The sequence below is a fragment of the Halobacillus sp. H74 genome (assembly GCF_052246715.1).
GTDB classification, from domain to species: domain Bacteria; phylum Bacillota; class Bacilli; order Bacillales; family Halobacillaceae; genus Halobacillus; species Halobacillus litoralis_A.
Map to the genome: position 1 here is coordinate 327,536 of NZ_JBQQCI010000004.1, position 12,334 is coordinate 339,869.

Annotated in this window: 15 protein-coding genes; 12 read left to right on the forward strand and 3 right to left on the reverse strand. The window is 42.5% G+C overall.

Going from position 1 to position 12,334, the window contains the following annotated elements; genetic code table 11:
- From ACTWPX_RS10845 to ACTWPX_RS10860, 4 genes are all read left to right on the forward strand, one after another.
- Positions 1 to 681 (forward strand): response regulator transcription factor, encoded by a 681-nt coding sequence (locus ACTWPX_RS10845; protein ID WP_443119783.1) that lies wholly within the window; start codon positions 1 to 3, stop codon positions 679 to 681.
- The gene (locus ACTWPX_RS10850) at positions 678 to 2,018 is read left to right on the forward strand and encodes a sensor histidine kinase (protein WP_443119784.1); all 1,341 of its coding nucleotides are present in this window, start codon (positions 678 to 680) and stop codon (positions 2,016 to 2,018) included. The genes ACTWPX_RS10845 and ACTWPX_RS10850 overlap by 4 nt, the downstream gene beginning before the upstream one ends.
- A gap of 44 nt (positions 2,019 to 2,062) precedes the next feature.
- Positions 2,063 to 2,590: a PepSY domain-containing protein gene (locus tag ACTWPX_RS10855; protein WP_443119785.1), complete on the forward strand. Its 528-nt coding sequence runs from the start codon at positions 2,063 to 2,065 to the stop codon at positions 2,588 to 2,590.
- Positions 2,591 to 2,678: 88 nt separating this feature from the next.
- Positions 2,679 to 3,206: a PepSY domain-containing protein gene (locus tag ACTWPX_RS10860; protein WP_443119786.1), complete on the forward strand. Its 528-nt coding sequence runs from the start codon at positions 2,679 to 2,681 to the stop codon at positions 3,204 to 3,206.
- Positions 3,207 to 3,328: 122 nt separating this feature from the next.
- Here ACTWPX_RS10860 and ACTWPX_RS10865 read toward each other — a convergent pair whose 3' ends face one another.
- Positions 3,329 to 4,186 carry an STAS domain-containing protein gene (locus ACTWPX_RS10865; RefSeq protein WP_443119787.1) on the reverse strand — a complete coding sequence of 286 codons (858 nt, stop codon included), beginning with the start codon at positions 4,184 to 4,186 and terminating at the stop codon, positions 3,329 to 3,331.
- A 269-nt stretch (positions 4,187 to 4,455) separates the two neighbouring features.
- On the opposite strand from ACTWPX_RS10865, the gene ACTWPX_RS10870 reads away from it, so the two are divergent.
- Genes ACTWPX_RS10870 through ACTWPX_RS10885 form a run of 4 tightly spaced genes read left to right on the forward strand, consistent with a single transcriptional unit; the run spans position 4,456 to position 6,903 of the window.
- Entirely contained in the window at positions 4,456 to 5,268 is an 813-nt protein-coding gene (locus ACTWPX_RS10870) for a glutamine ABC transporter substrate-binding protein (RefSeq protein ID WP_443119788.1), read from the forward strand.
- A complete protein-coding gene (locus tag ACTWPX_RS10875; protein WP_443119789.1) occupies positions 5,234 to 5,470 on the forward strand; it encodes a hypothetical protein in 237 nt (78 codons plus the stop codon). The genes ACTWPX_RS10870 and ACTWPX_RS10875 overlap by 35 nt, the downstream gene beginning before the upstream one ends.
- 54 nt (positions 5,471 to 5,524) lie before the next feature.
- Positions 5,525 to 6,181, forward strand: a complete 657-nt coding sequence (locus tag ACTWPX_RS10880; RefSeq protein WP_128525916.1) for an amino acid ABC transporter permease — start codon at positions 5,525 to 5,527, stop codon at positions 6,179 to 6,181.
- The gene (locus ACTWPX_RS10885; protein ID WP_443119790.1) at positions 6,181 to 6,903 is read left to right on the forward strand and encodes an amino acid ABC transporter ATP-binding protein; all 723 of its coding nucleotides are present in this window, start codon (positions 6,181 to 6,183) and stop codon (positions 6,901 to 6,903) included. The genes ACTWPX_RS10880 and ACTWPX_RS10885 overlap by 1 nt, the downstream gene beginning before the upstream one ends.
- Positions 6,904 to 7,255: 352 nt before the next feature.
- On the opposite strand, the gene ACTWPX_RS10890 is transcribed toward ACTWPX_RS10885, so the two are convergent.
- Positions 7,256 to 8,221 (reverse strand): sodium:calcium antiporter, encoded by a 966-nt coding sequence (locus tag ACTWPX_RS10890; RefSeq protein ID WP_443119791.1) that lies wholly within the window; start codon positions 8,219 to 8,221, stop codon positions 7,256 to 7,258.
- A 421-nt stretch (positions 8,222 to 8,642) separates the two neighbouring features.
- Complete coding sequence (locus ACTWPX_RS10895) at positions 8,643 to 9,842, reverse strand: S8 family peptidase (RefSeq protein ID WP_443119792.1); 1,200 nt, start codon at positions 9,840 to 9,842, stop codon at positions 8,643 to 8,645.
- 390 nt (positions 9,843 to 10,232) lie between these two features.
- On the opposite strand from ACTWPX_RS10895, the gene gvpQ reads away from it, so the two are divergent.
- Genes gvpQ through gvpN form a run of 4 tightly spaced genes read left to right on the forward strand, consistent with a single transcriptional unit; the run spans position 10,233 to position 12,331 of the window.
- A complete protein-coding gene (gene gvpQ, locus ACTWPX_RS10900) occupies positions 10,233 to 10,787 on the forward strand; it encodes a gas vesicle protein GvpQ (RefSeq protein ID WP_443119793.1) in 555 nt (184 codons plus the stop codon).
- A 20-nt stretch (positions 10,788 to 10,807) separates the two neighbouring features.
- Positions 10,808 to 11,086 (forward strand): gas vesicle structural protein GvpA, encoded by a 279-nt coding sequence (gene gvpA / locus ACTWPX_RS10905; protein WP_128525920.1) that lies wholly within the window; start codon positions 10,808 to 10,810, stop codon positions 11,084 to 11,086.
- A 54-nt stretch (positions 11,087 to 11,140) separates the two neighbouring features.
- Entirely contained in the window at positions 11,141 to 11,410 is a 270-nt protein-coding gene (gvpO, locus tag ACTWPX_RS10910; protein WP_443119794.1) for a gas vesicle protein GvpO, read from the forward strand.
- Between the two features lie 15 nt (positions 11,411 to 11,425).
- Positions 11,426 to 12,331: a gas vesicle protein GvpN gene (gvpN, locus tag ACTWPX_RS10915; RefSeq protein ID WP_443119795.1), complete on the forward strand. Its 906-nt coding sequence runs from the start codon at positions 11,426 to 11,428 to the stop codon at positions 12,329 to 12,331.
- Positions 12,332 to 12,334 lie beyond the last annotated feature (3 nt).

Below are 12,334 nucleotides of genomic sequence, written 5' to 3' on the forward strand. Positions count from 1 at the left end.
TTGAGCAAACCTAACATTCTTGTCATAGAAGACGAAAAGAAAATCGCACGTGTATTAGAACTTGAGCTCACGTATGAGGGGTATCAGGTTGCAAAAGCGCATGACGGGCTGGATGGCATGCAGCTTTTCAGGGAACAAAAGTGGGATCTGGTTTTGCTTGATGTCATGCTCCCTGGTTTGAGTGGAACAGATGTATTGCGCAGAATCCGATCAGGAGATGAGCAAACACCAGTAATTATGCTGACGGCAAAAGATGCGGTTGAGGATAAGGTGACAGGTCTCGATCTTGGGGCGAATGATTATGTGACAAAGCCGTTCGAGTTTGAGGAATTGCTGGCTAGAATCCGTGTTGCTTTACGGACAAATCCTGAGCAGAAAGAAGGCATGAAGGTGGCCAATCTTCATGTGAATCCGGCAACTCATGAAGTCCATCGCGGAGATGACTCTATTGAGCTGACCGCCAAAGAGTTTTCATTACTTGTATATTTGGTGAAAAATAAGCGCCAGGTGCTGAATCGCGATCAACTTCTAGATGGGGTTTGGGGCTATGATTACTATGGTGACACGAACATTGTGGATGTGTATGTCAGGTATTTACGGAATAAAATTGATAAGCACTATGAGCCGAAGCTGATTCATACAGTGAGAGGCGTCGGCTATGTGCTGAAGGATCCGCAATGAAACTGAGTAATAAAATTCATGTGTACACGACAGCGCTATTCATAGTTCTCCTCCTTTTAGTCAGTGGCGCAATCTATTTTTCATTTAGTCATATCATTTATGAAAGTGATCTAGAGCAAACCCGGGAGGAAGCGGAGCGCATCGTTTCAGGGGTGACTGAAAATCAAACGAAGGTTCCTTCTTCTGAGCTGTTGCGTGCTTACGTACCGGCGAATGGAATGATTCGGATTGTCCGGCAAAATGGACAAGCTGAAAGTATTGCAGAAGGAAATCGACAATATCTGCTGGAGCAGGGTTACGATTTTCACTCCCAAGAACAAGCGGAAATAGAAAGTTATGAGGGGACTCCTCATAGTTTCGTTTCTATCCCAATCATTTGGTCGGAAGGTGAAGTGGCCGCTTTGCAGTTGACACAAAGCTTAGAAACGTCTGCGGAGAATCTCGATATTCTGCGGCTGGTTCTGGTCATTGTTACGGTTTTGGCGATTCTTCCACTCTTCATTTCTGCCCGCCTTCTCAGCAATTTGATCACAAAGCCGATTGCTTCATTAATCGATACGATGCAGCAAATTCGGGCGAGTGGTCGTTTTAAACGCATTGACACGCAAGGGAAGTCAAAGGATGAGTTGCACCAAATGGCGAATGCGTTCAATGATATGATCGATCAGTTAGAAGAGAATTATCATAAACAGGAACAATTCGTTTCAAATGCTTCCCATGAATTGAAAACCCCGTTGACTGTCATCGAATCTTATTCCAGTCTTTTGAAACGGCGTGGAAAACAGGATGAAGAGCTTTTTCAGGAATCAGTTGATGCGATTCACTCAGAAGCAAAGCGGATGCGTGATTTGACGCAGCAGTTGCTTTTATTAGCTAAACAGGAAGAGCATTGGAACGTGACCATAGCATCGAAACAGTTGCTTCCATTATTACAGTCGACGGTTTCATCCTTTGAAAAAGCTTATCACCGGGATGTGATTACAAAGGAAGCAGTGGATGTAACCATTGACACAGATGAGCAAAAACTGAAGCAGCTTATTTATATTTTTATGGATAATGCGCGAAAATACAGCGAGGATCCTATTGAAGTCAGCCTCGTAACCACTGCAGAGAAGGCTGAGATTCAGATTGTAGATCATGGAATCGGAATGGAAGCTGAGGAGTTAGAAAAAGTCTTTGACCGTTTCTATCAAGTGGAAGAGTCAAGAACCGATGGATATGGGCTTGGTTTATCGATGGCGAAAGAACTGGCTAAAGCAATAGGTGCAGAAATACGCTTGAAAAGTCAAATAGGCCAAGGGACGGTTGTGACCATTTCTTTGCCGATTACTCAGTGAAATCTCATTTTCATCATTTAAGATGAGAAGAGAGGAGTGAGGAAATGTCGAAGTCTATTAAATTAATCATTTCAATTGTTGGACTCTTCGTTTTGCTTATCATCGGTTGGCAGATCGTCGACGAAACATTGAATGCCCAACCGCTAAGCAAAGAGCAGGCAATGGACAAAATACAAGGGCAATACCATGGCACGATTACAGACTTCGTATCGATGGATGACCATTATTTGGCGACCATCGAACTTGAAAAAGGATTGTATGAAATTGCTGTTTTGAAAGACAACGGCCGAATAGCGGATATGAAGCGAATTGAAGAGGGGGCTGAGGAAGAGGACAACTCCCCAGAACCGCCCCGGGATGAGAAGACGGATTCTGAAAATCCGATAACAGAAGAACAAGCACGTGAAGCAGCATTGAAAGAAGTTGATGGTACAGTGGATGATGTTGATTTTGAAACAGAGGACGAGGTCTCTTTCTATCTAGTCGAAGTAGAAAAAGAAGACGAAAGTGAAGCAACGATACAAGTTCATGCCATCACCGGCGAAATCATGACTGTAAGCTGGGATGATTGATTTCTCATCAAATTCTCATTTTCCTCACCATTTGTTCTCATCTTTGATGGATATAGTGTAAGTAGAACAACAAGAGGAGGAATAATTGATGAAGAAAAAATTGATGATTGCAGGGATTACAGGAGTTGTCACATTAGGAGGAGCCTTTGGCGTGAGTGCCGTAGCAGGTGATAATCAATGGAAAGCAGAAGAAGTGAAAGTCTCCCAAAAGGAAGCGGAATCGATTGCGACAGATGAAGTGAAAAAACTTACGATTAATAAAGTCGAAAAAGATAACGACGACAATCAATATTATTATGAAATCGATGGAAAAACAGAGGATGGAAAAGAAGTCGAAGTTGACGTTGATGCAATTACGGGGGAAGTAATTAAAGTCGACCATGATGAAGAGGAAAAGTCTGATGATGATTCAGATCAACAAACTGCCGAAAATCTGAAAGTGACCAAAGAAGAAGCAGAGAAAATCGCTAAGGAAAAATCAGCTGGAGAGATTGTAGAAGTGGAAGTCGACGATGGGCATTATGAAATTGAATTGAAAGACGATACGCATGAATATGGTGTAACTGTGAACGGTCAAACAGGTGAAGTCATGGAATTTGAAAAAGAAAAAGAATAATTCGTTTATAAAAAACCCGTGCTTACGGGTTTTTTTATGTGTTTATTTGGAATAAAATGGTTGACTTGAGGTGTAAAAATATGTAATTTAATGCTAAAAGAAAAACTCGTCCATGGCGAGTTTTAGGGGCTTTCCACTAAGGAAAAACCGATATAGGAGAGCGCTGCTTCAAGGTTGGAAGCCGTTTTTGTCTTCAAATTCGTCAGAGCAATATTTTCTACTTCTCGTTGGGCGATTTCAGGTGTAATGCCGGTTATGATTGTTTCAATCCCCATCAACTGCAGGGATTGTACCAGTTTAACAAATACTTGTGGGAAATTGTTTCCCCTGATCACCAATCCTGAAAGGTCGATAATGAAATATTCGATATCATTTTCTGTTCCGTAAGTGAGAACATTGTCGAGAATCTTTTCAGCTCGGTGTTCGTCGATAATTCCTTGTATCGTTAAAATTGAAACACCCTTTGTTATGGGGATGATAGGAACATTGAGTAAAGCCATATTATATTGGGTTTGATCAAGTTCTATCATATGGGAGAGCACACCGGCAATTGATTTCAGAAAATCGATATCTTCTTCTGTGAATTCTTTTTCTTCTTTATCCATCACGCATAAAGTCCCGAAGACATGACCGTTCAAATCGGTTAATGAAACTCCCAGAAAGCCCTTCACCTGGAGCTGTGATGATACTTCAAGCTCTCTGGTAAGTTCATCTTTCATAAGATTTGTCGTCGTCAGTGAACTTTCTTTATTACTGATGATCAAACGGCAGTAAGTCCCGCCATATTCCACCGAATAGCCCTCTGGTATAATTTCTTCTTCTTTATTATATGAACTGAGGACAGTCATCGCCGTCTCCCCTCTTTTAGTCACGTATGCGGTTTGGACGTTCAGCCGCTTAGCGATAACCTCAAAGACTTTATAAGAAGCTGTTTTCAGCGAATGGAATTCCTTTGTATCCAATTGATATTCATTTGACATTTCAAACCTTTCCCTTCTTTAGATTAGGAGTCTTGCCCTATCCTCTTCTACTACCCTGCCATACAAATTTAAAACATCATTTTTGCAAAAATTTATCATGAAATAAGAGGAAAAAGGACTAATATGCCGGAAATGTTAGCCAGGCTTCGGAAATCACATTAAAATTCATTAATTTGCCCGAAAAGAGCTAAAAACACATTATTCAGAAAATTTTAATTAGTAGTAAAATTTGAGATAATAGAGTTCAGATAATAAAAGGGGGAAAATGAATGAAAGCGAAATGGTACTTATTTATCATGGTTATAGTACTCGGCATGTTGCTGGCTGGTTGTGGCGGCGAAGACGAAGGAGCGTCAGGATCTGGTGATTCAGGTTCGGACGATTCTGGAGAAACCTACACGGTCGCAACGGATAACAACTTTGTTCCTTTTGAATTTATGAATGAAGAGACAGGTGAAATGGAAGGGTTCGACATCGACCTTATCAAAGCGATCGCAGATGAAGCTGGTTTCAATATCAATATTGAATCGATGAAGTTTGATGGAGTGGTCGCTGGTATGCAATCCGGCCGTTATGATATCGGAATCGCCGGTATGACTATCACTGATGAACGTAAAGAAACTATTGATTTTTCTGATCCATACTATGATGCCGGTTTGATGCTTGCTGTAAGTGAAGATAATGAAGAAATCAAATCCGAAGAGGATTTAGCAGGTAAAAAGGTAGGAACCCGTTCTGGTACGACAAGTGAATCCTATATTACAGATAATCATCCTGATGCGGAATTGGTCACTTTCCCTGGAATCGTCGAAGCGTACATGGATCTTGAATCCGGCCGTTTAGATGCTGTCATGTATGATGTACCGAATGTTCAATATTATGTAACTAACGATTCTAATGGTTTGAAGACGGCTGGCGACATTTTGCAAGGTGAGCAATATGGAATCGCATTTCCGAAGGATTCTGAGCTTGTGGAAGATGTGAACAAAGCGCTTCAAACGTTGATTGACAACGGTACGTATGATGATATTTATGAAGAATGGTTCGGTGAGCGTAAACACGGCACAGAATCATCAGAATAATAGGAAGGACAAGCAAGAATGGCTGATCAGGGAGAGCGTAGCAAGTGATTGGCTTGTTACGCTTTTTTACCTGTCTTTGCCTTCTGAACATACGGCTCCAGCGTCCAGACACTTGAATCATCAGACAATCGATTATGTAATGAAACCTCTTGCCATTCATCGTTTTTCTTATGCTCCTCGTGTCTACATAGGACGTTTTTAGCTTTTTTAAATGGCATGAATCGTACAACTCAAAACACAAGGAGCGATTACACATATGGAGTTTATTACGGAATCCCACTATTATCGTGTCATGCCTTTCTTACTTGAAGGTTTGGTATGGACGTTACTTATCACTTTTGTAGGGTTGATCATCGGTTTTGTCCTTGGTGCGATTTTCGGTTTTGCACGATTATCGAAAAATAAGCTTGTATACGGACTGGCCACAGTGTATGTAGAAGCTGTCCGAGGAACCCCGATTTTGGCTCAGATCTTATTCATTTATTTTGGTTTATCCGACTTGATGGGAATCAATATTGATAAAATCACAGCTTCCATCATCGCCATTGCTATTAATGCTGGGGCGTACATTGCAGAGATCGTACGTGGAGCTGTTTACTCGATTGATAAAGGGCAGGAAGAAGCAGGTCGTTCGATTGGACTCACTCGAAATCAGACCATGCGTTATATCATCTGGCCTCAGGCTTTCCGACGAATGATTCCACCACTTGGAAACCAGTTCGTCATCAGCTTGAAGGATACATCACTTTTCTCAGTTATCGCTGTAGGGGAATTGCTTTACATGGGTCAGCAGTACTACGGTATGACCTTCCAAGCCTTCCAGGCGCTAACAATGGTATGCATCATGTACTTGATCATCACAGTACCGACAGCGGTTTACTTGAGAAGAGTTGAAAGGAGACTGGATGTATAATGATTACTGTCAGAGACTTACACAAATCATTCGGTTCCAATGAAGTTTTGAAAGGAATCGATGCAGAAATCAAAGAACAAGAAGTGGTCTGTGTCATCGGTCCTTCCGGTTCAGGTAAAAGTACATTTTTACGCTGCCTGAACCTGCTGGAAGAAGTAACATCAGGAGAAGTGCTGATTGAAGGCGACAATTTGACTGATAAGAAAATCAATATTAATGAAATTCGTTCCCGTGTCGGAATGGTGTTTCAGCATTTTAATCTTTTTCCACATAGAACAGTGCTTGAGAATATCACTATCGGTCCAATTAAGGTAAAAGGGATGAAGAAAAAGGAGGCGGAGAAAGTAGCCCGTCCCCTATTGGATAAAGTCGGTCTAAGTGACAAAGCTGATGCGTATCCTGAAAGTTTATCAGGTGGCCAGAAGCAGCGTGTGGCGATTGCCCGGTCCCTTGCGATGGAGCCGAGAATCATGTTATTCGATGAGCCGACCTCAGCGCTTGACCCGGAACTTGTCGGTGATGTCCTCGCTGTCATGAAAGACTTGGCGCAGGAAGGGATGACAATGGTTGTCGTAACCCACGAAATGGGCTTCGCGCGGGAAGTAGGGGATCGGGTGCTTTTCATGGATGAAGGGGTCATCATGGAGGAAGATGTGCCCGAGAACCTGTTCGGTAACCCGCAAAACCCTAGAACGAAGGAATTTTTGAGCAAAGTATTATAATAGATAAGCTGCGAGGGGGATTTCACTCCTCCAGCTTTTTTTTATTTAATCCGAAAGAATTGATGTCGAGGTGTATGAGGGATGGTTCCCAGACACTCGTGGCATAAGCAGAACATCAAAGGAGGGGAAAAAGCCCATTACATTGATATTCTGAGTATGCCGGTCATGCCTCCCGGGAAGATTCCACAATAAACACTTTCCGCAGAAAAGCGAGTTATTTCAAAGCCCCCCTATTCCTTATACGGTAACAAACCACCATGTCTCGAAGTTTGTGTCTTACGAAATTCTGCATGTTAGTTGGATAACTTAATGATAAAAAACCCGTCATGGTGACGGGTTTTCCTCACTTTTATTAAAACAAATTATACGATGTGACAAAATACAGGAAAATGATGATTAATGAAGGAGCTGCATAATACAGGCTGTTTTCCTTCGGCTTCCGATTCAAAGTGAAGACAGTCAATACCAGCATGACAATACTTAGTAAAGCAATCGGGAGGTGGGAAGAAGTCAGTGCACTCAGGATCGCTCCTTTTTGGTAAAACACATCTGTCACAGCAAGTAATTGCAGGTTGAATAGGTTACTCCCCAGAATCGACCCTACGGCCATGCCATAATTAGCGAGCTTAAAAGCGACTAATACAGTGACGAGTTCTGGCAAGGAGGTAGAGGCGGCAATGAGAAAACTACCAACGAAGCTTGAACTCATGCCTGTTTGCTGTGCCAGTTGATCGCCGAAGATCGATAAGGCACTTCCCGCGCCGAAAACCACAAGTGCACAGATGGCAAACCCAATGCTTGCTGCTCTCAAAGAATAATCTCTTCCAGTCGCCGCTGCTTCATCCATTTCTTCTTCTTCCCCTTTATTGAAGAACTTCATTGTCACGATATAGAGCGCAACGAGAACGAACATTTCGATTCCAATATTGAAAAGAGAAGCATTAAAATTGAATAGTAATGATGCTGCTATGACTAATGTGAAGACGATCCCTGCAATCGCTGACGGCAGGTGTTGGCGGCGGTCGACCGAATTGAACATCCGTTTCCTTCGGTAAAACATGTCGACAACAGCCAAAATCAATAGATTGAAGACATTACTTCCAAGCATATTCCCTACAGCGATATCGGGATTATCGATATAGACGGCAGTCAAACTTGTGGTCAATTCCGGCAGTGATGTAGCGCCGGCAATCAGAAATGTTCCTACGACAGCCCCGCTCAAAGCAGACTTTCTGCTAATGACATCACCGAAACGGTTCAGTTGAATAGCTGCTAAGACGACGATGAATGCGGATAGGGCGAACAAAATAAAAACCATGGTAGATCTCCTCCTGTGGATGTCGAGCCAGATCCCAAATAAAAAAGACCTTGGCCCTGTATTAGGCCAAGGTCTTGCGGACTATGGTCATAGTTTGATGAACCAGGTGGACGAACACCGGAATGACGATTCATCAACCGCTTTATGCGGTCGCTACTCCCCTTGTTAATTTAAATATAGCTTATGGGACGTGTCCCGTCAATTGACAAGTTTGTGAACGGAGAATCTGTCTGAACACTCGCATAATTGAGCTGATGAAAGAGGACTTTTATCCGATTTAGGGGTGAATCTGTCAGACTACTAGTTTATTCTGTCCGAAAAAACATATAACCTGTCCAAGCGAGATAGTCTTACCGAAATGAAAGATAATCAACCATAAAAAAGAGACCACGAACAAGTCGTGGTCTTTTTTCTTCACAGATTAATAGTTTACTGCGTCATAAGAGTTGATCAAGCCATGTTCAAAGTAATAGCCTGTACCGCTGATCGGGTCAGCTGTTTGCTCGATCGCTGCACGGATGTTGCTATTCGAACGTCCCTGGGAAGCCAACAACCCAGCAAGACCAGCTACGTGTGGAGATGCCATCGACGTTCCGGACATATAAGCGTATCCATTATTAGGAACGGTAGAAGCGATGTCGACACCAGGAGCCGTTACATCCACCCATGTTCCGTAGTTGGAGAAAGAAGCCCTGCTATTGTTCTGATTGACGGCACCTACGGCGATGACATTATCGTAGGAAGCTGGTTCGAAAGTAGTGGAGACTCCATCATTACCAGCAGCAGCTACTACAACAGAGCCCTTACTCCAGGCATAGTTGACGGCATCTTCTAACGTTTGTGTATCACAGTTACAACCTAATGAAAGATTGATGACTTCAGCGCCGGCATCAGCTGAATAACGGACGGCATCAGCGATATCATACAAGGAACCATTGCCGCTTGCATCCAGAGCTCGTACGGCTAAGATGTTAGTGTTTGGTGCCATTCCGGCCACTCCTGCACCATTATTCGTTTCAGCAGCTGCTGTACCTGCGACGTGTGTGCCGTGATTGTTCTCATCCATTGGCTCATAATCATTGTCGACGAAATCGTAACCTTTGATCGTCTTGTCATTCAAGTCAGGGTGATTGTAATCGACACCAGAGTCAATGATCGCGATTTCCTGACTGCTGCTGCCGCGAGTAATATCCCAAGCAGCTGGTGTTTCTGTGTTTTGTGGTCCATATTGGTAACTGCTATAGTAAGTATCATTTGGAGACCATGTTGCATCGAAAACGTAGTTCGGCTCTGCGTATTCTACATTTGGATTTTTGTTAAGAGCCTTAACGACAGCTTCTACATTTCCGACCTTAAGTACTTTAACCTTTGAATCAACGACTGCACTACTTACTTCTGATTTTTCTGCTTTTGCACCGTACTTCTCCATCTGCTTAGCATTCAGTGACTTACCTTGTTTGAACTTGACGACGACTTCACCTTTTACATACTCTCCTTTGTCCTCCTGGACGTTTACCTTGTTAAGCGATTCTGGCTGAGAATCTGCAAAGACTGATCCCGTAGTCGGCATGATGACAAGGGATGCGGCGAGGGACAATGTGGCTAACTTTTTGAACTTCAAAAATAATTCCTCCTTTAAAAGATATACTCTAGTAATTCGGAGAAATCTGACGAAATCCTGCGAAATGAGGGTTGGGATATAGGAGGTAGTTTTTAAGTCTTTAAGAGTGTTTTTCACATAGAAGTTGCGCAAGTACCAATATTTTGAAAATTAAACTCTGTGTGCTCTGAAAATAATGTTTTTGTAATTTTTGTAATAAAAGATGAAGCATGGGCAAAAAACATTAATTTGATAAGTCATTTGATTCGATGGGCCTGTCATAAAGGATGTAAATACTACCATTTTCGACGATTTGGGAGCAAATCAGGGTTTCACCTATATGTGTGTGGGAAGTAAGGATAGAAAGCCATTCCAATTTTTCAATATGGCAATTTGTAAAGGGTGGTGAAGATGTCTGAGAAAAAGAACACGGAACAAAATAAGGACTCATCTATGATTGACCAAATCGAAGGGGGTGTTAAAAAGTCAGCAAGAGTTATCCGGAAAGGCATGCCCAGGCTTACTAGAATTGTTCGCAAATCGGATGATCCCTTAGAGGCTAAAGAACATGCGAAGGATGAAATGGATGATGCGACTGGTGATTTCATCCGAGAACAATTCAAAAACCAATTGCAGTCGCAAGCCGGGAAAATGAAAGAAAACTTACAGGAAAAAGCAGACGCCAATGCTGAACAGGCTCATTCCAAAGCGGAAGAGGCGAAACAAAAAGTGCAGGATCGGCTTCTGAAGCTACGGGAGAAGATGTCTTCTCTCAAGGAATCCGGAAGTGAGATTCAAGAATCTTTAAACAACAAAAGCCAATCCGGAAATCACCGGATCAAGGGCGTCCAGGATATCAAAGGCGTTCAGGACATCAAAGGGGTATCAAACATCAAGAGTGCTTCGCAAATCAAAGGACCTAAAGATGTGAAAGGCCTTTCTGACATTAAAACCTATCATTCTTAACAAAGGAGATGTGAGAGAAAATGGCAATTCAAAAGTCTACAGATAGTTCAAGTCTAGCAGAAGTGGTCGACCGTATTTTAGACAAGGGAATCGTCATTGATGCCTTTGCTCGTGTATCGGTAGTCGGAATCGAATTAATTACAGTAGAAGCGCGAGTAGTCATCGCCAGTGTTGATACATGGTTGCGTTATGCAGAAGCTGTCGGGTTACTGCGCGATGAGGTAGAAGATGAAGGCCTTGGTAATCGAATCGGCGAACAAGATTCCTCACCTAATCAACGAGGAGAATTCAGTATATAAGAATAAGAGGGTTGGGCATAATCCAACCCTCCTTCTGTAGTGAAAGAGAGGTCGGTGAAAGTTATGAAAGTGTTAAATGAAGTTTCACAATTTTTCAATGAAAACATAGCCCCCCCTCACAAAATCATTTCGGCACGTAAGAAAGAGGGAGAGTGGCGTGTACTTGTGGAAGTGATTGAGGAAAAAGAATACATGAAAAAGTATGCCCGTGACCAGATGGTCGGCCTGTACGAAGCCTTTCTGGACGAAAATCATGAAATTACCGGCTTCTCCAGGTTGAGCATGCGTTACCGGAGCGATATCGAAGAACATGAGGAACAGTGATCGGAGGGATGGACTATGTCGAAATTAACACAGACGAAATCTGATTCTTCAACGACAGCGCGTGTCTACGACCATCCCTTTTTCAAAAGTTTAATTAAACGGTCTTTACGTTATTTATCAGCAGGTTACCCGGTTCATTACACTGGTCCCTCTGGAATTGGAAAAACGACACTCGCTTTACATGTGGCTAAGTTGAGGAAGAGACCTGTGACATTGATAAGCGGGAATCAGGATTTGAAAAACGAGGATTTGATTGGAGCCCATACAGGATACAACCGGAAAAAACTAAACGATAACTTTGTAAAGACAGTTAGAAAAATAGAGGAAAATGTATCAGAGGATTGGGTGGAAGGTCATTTATATGAAGCTGTCAAGAATGGACATACGTTAGTCTACGATGAGTTCACAAGATCACGGCCGGATACGAACAACCTGTTTTTGTCTGTGATCGAGGAAAAACTCCTTCCTTTATATGGAGCAAAAAAGAAAAATTCTCATATCGAGGTTCACCCTGATTTTTCTATCATCTTCACAAGCAATCCGACAGAATATGTCGGTGTTTTTGAGACACAGGATGCGCTGCTGGATCGGATGATCAACATTCCTTTCGAGGCGATGGATGAAGAGGCTGAAGTCGCTGTGGTCGTGGAGCGAACTGATATTGATAAGGCGAATGCAGAGAAAATTGTGAGATTCATCCGTCAGGTTAATGAACGCTCCAACAGCGATAAAGCGAAGCTGAGCTTGCGTTCTTCCATCATTATCGCTGATATCGTCAACAAGAATAACTACCCCGTAGATGGGGAGAATGAAGATTTTCAAAACCTCTGTATGGATCTTACTTATTTCCATATGGATGTGAGTACAGATGAACAGACAGATGTCCAAGAGATGATACTAGAAGAATGCAGGAAGATATAGGAG

Excerpts from the sequence above, each read along its gene's own strand:
- ACTWPX_RS10850 (WP_443119784.1), top strand. The coding sequence starts at position 678 with ATGAAACTGAGTAATAAAATTCATGTGTACACGACAGCGCTATTCATA.
- ACTWPX_RS10855 (WP_443119785.1), top strand. The coding sequence starts at position 2,063 with ATGTCGAAGTCTATTAAATTAATCATTTCAATTGTTGGACTCTTCGTT.
- ACTWPX_RS10860 (WP_443119786.1), top strand. The coding sequence starts at position 2,679 with ATGAAGAAAAAATTGATGATTGCAGGGATTACAGGAGTTGTCACATTA.
- ACTWPX_RS10865 (WP_443119787.1), bottom strand. The coding sequence starts at position 4,186 with ATGTCAAATGAATATCAATTGGATACAAAGGAATTCCATTCGCTGAAA.
- ACTWPX_RS10870 (WP_443119788.1), top strand. The coding sequence starts at position 4,456 with ATGAAAGCGAAATGGTACTTATTTATCATGGTTATAGTACTCGGCATG.
- ACTWPX_RS10880 (WP_128525916.1), top strand. The coding sequence starts at position 5,525 with ATGGAGTTTATTACGGAATCCCACTATTATCGTGTCATGCCTTTCTTA.
- ACTWPX_RS10885 (WP_443119790.1), top strand. The coding sequence starts at position 6,181 with ATGATTACTGTCAGAGACTTACACAAATCATTCGGTTCCAATGAAGTT.
- ACTWPX_RS10890 (WP_443119791.1), bottom strand. The coding sequence starts at position 8,221 with ATGGTTTTTATTTTGTTCGCCCTATCCGCATTCATCGTCGTCTTAGCA.
- gvpQ (WP_443119793.1), top strand. The coding sequence starts at position 10,233 with ATGTCTGAGAAAAAGAACACGGAACAAAATAAGGACTCATCTATGATT.
- gvpA (WP_128525920.1), top strand. The coding sequence starts at position 10,808 with ATGGCAATTCAAAAGTCTACAGATAGTTCAAGTCTAGCAGAAGTGGTC.
- gvpN (WP_443119795.1), top strand. The coding sequence starts at position 11,426 with ATGTCGAAATTAACACAGACGAAATCTGATTCTTCAACGACAGCGCGT.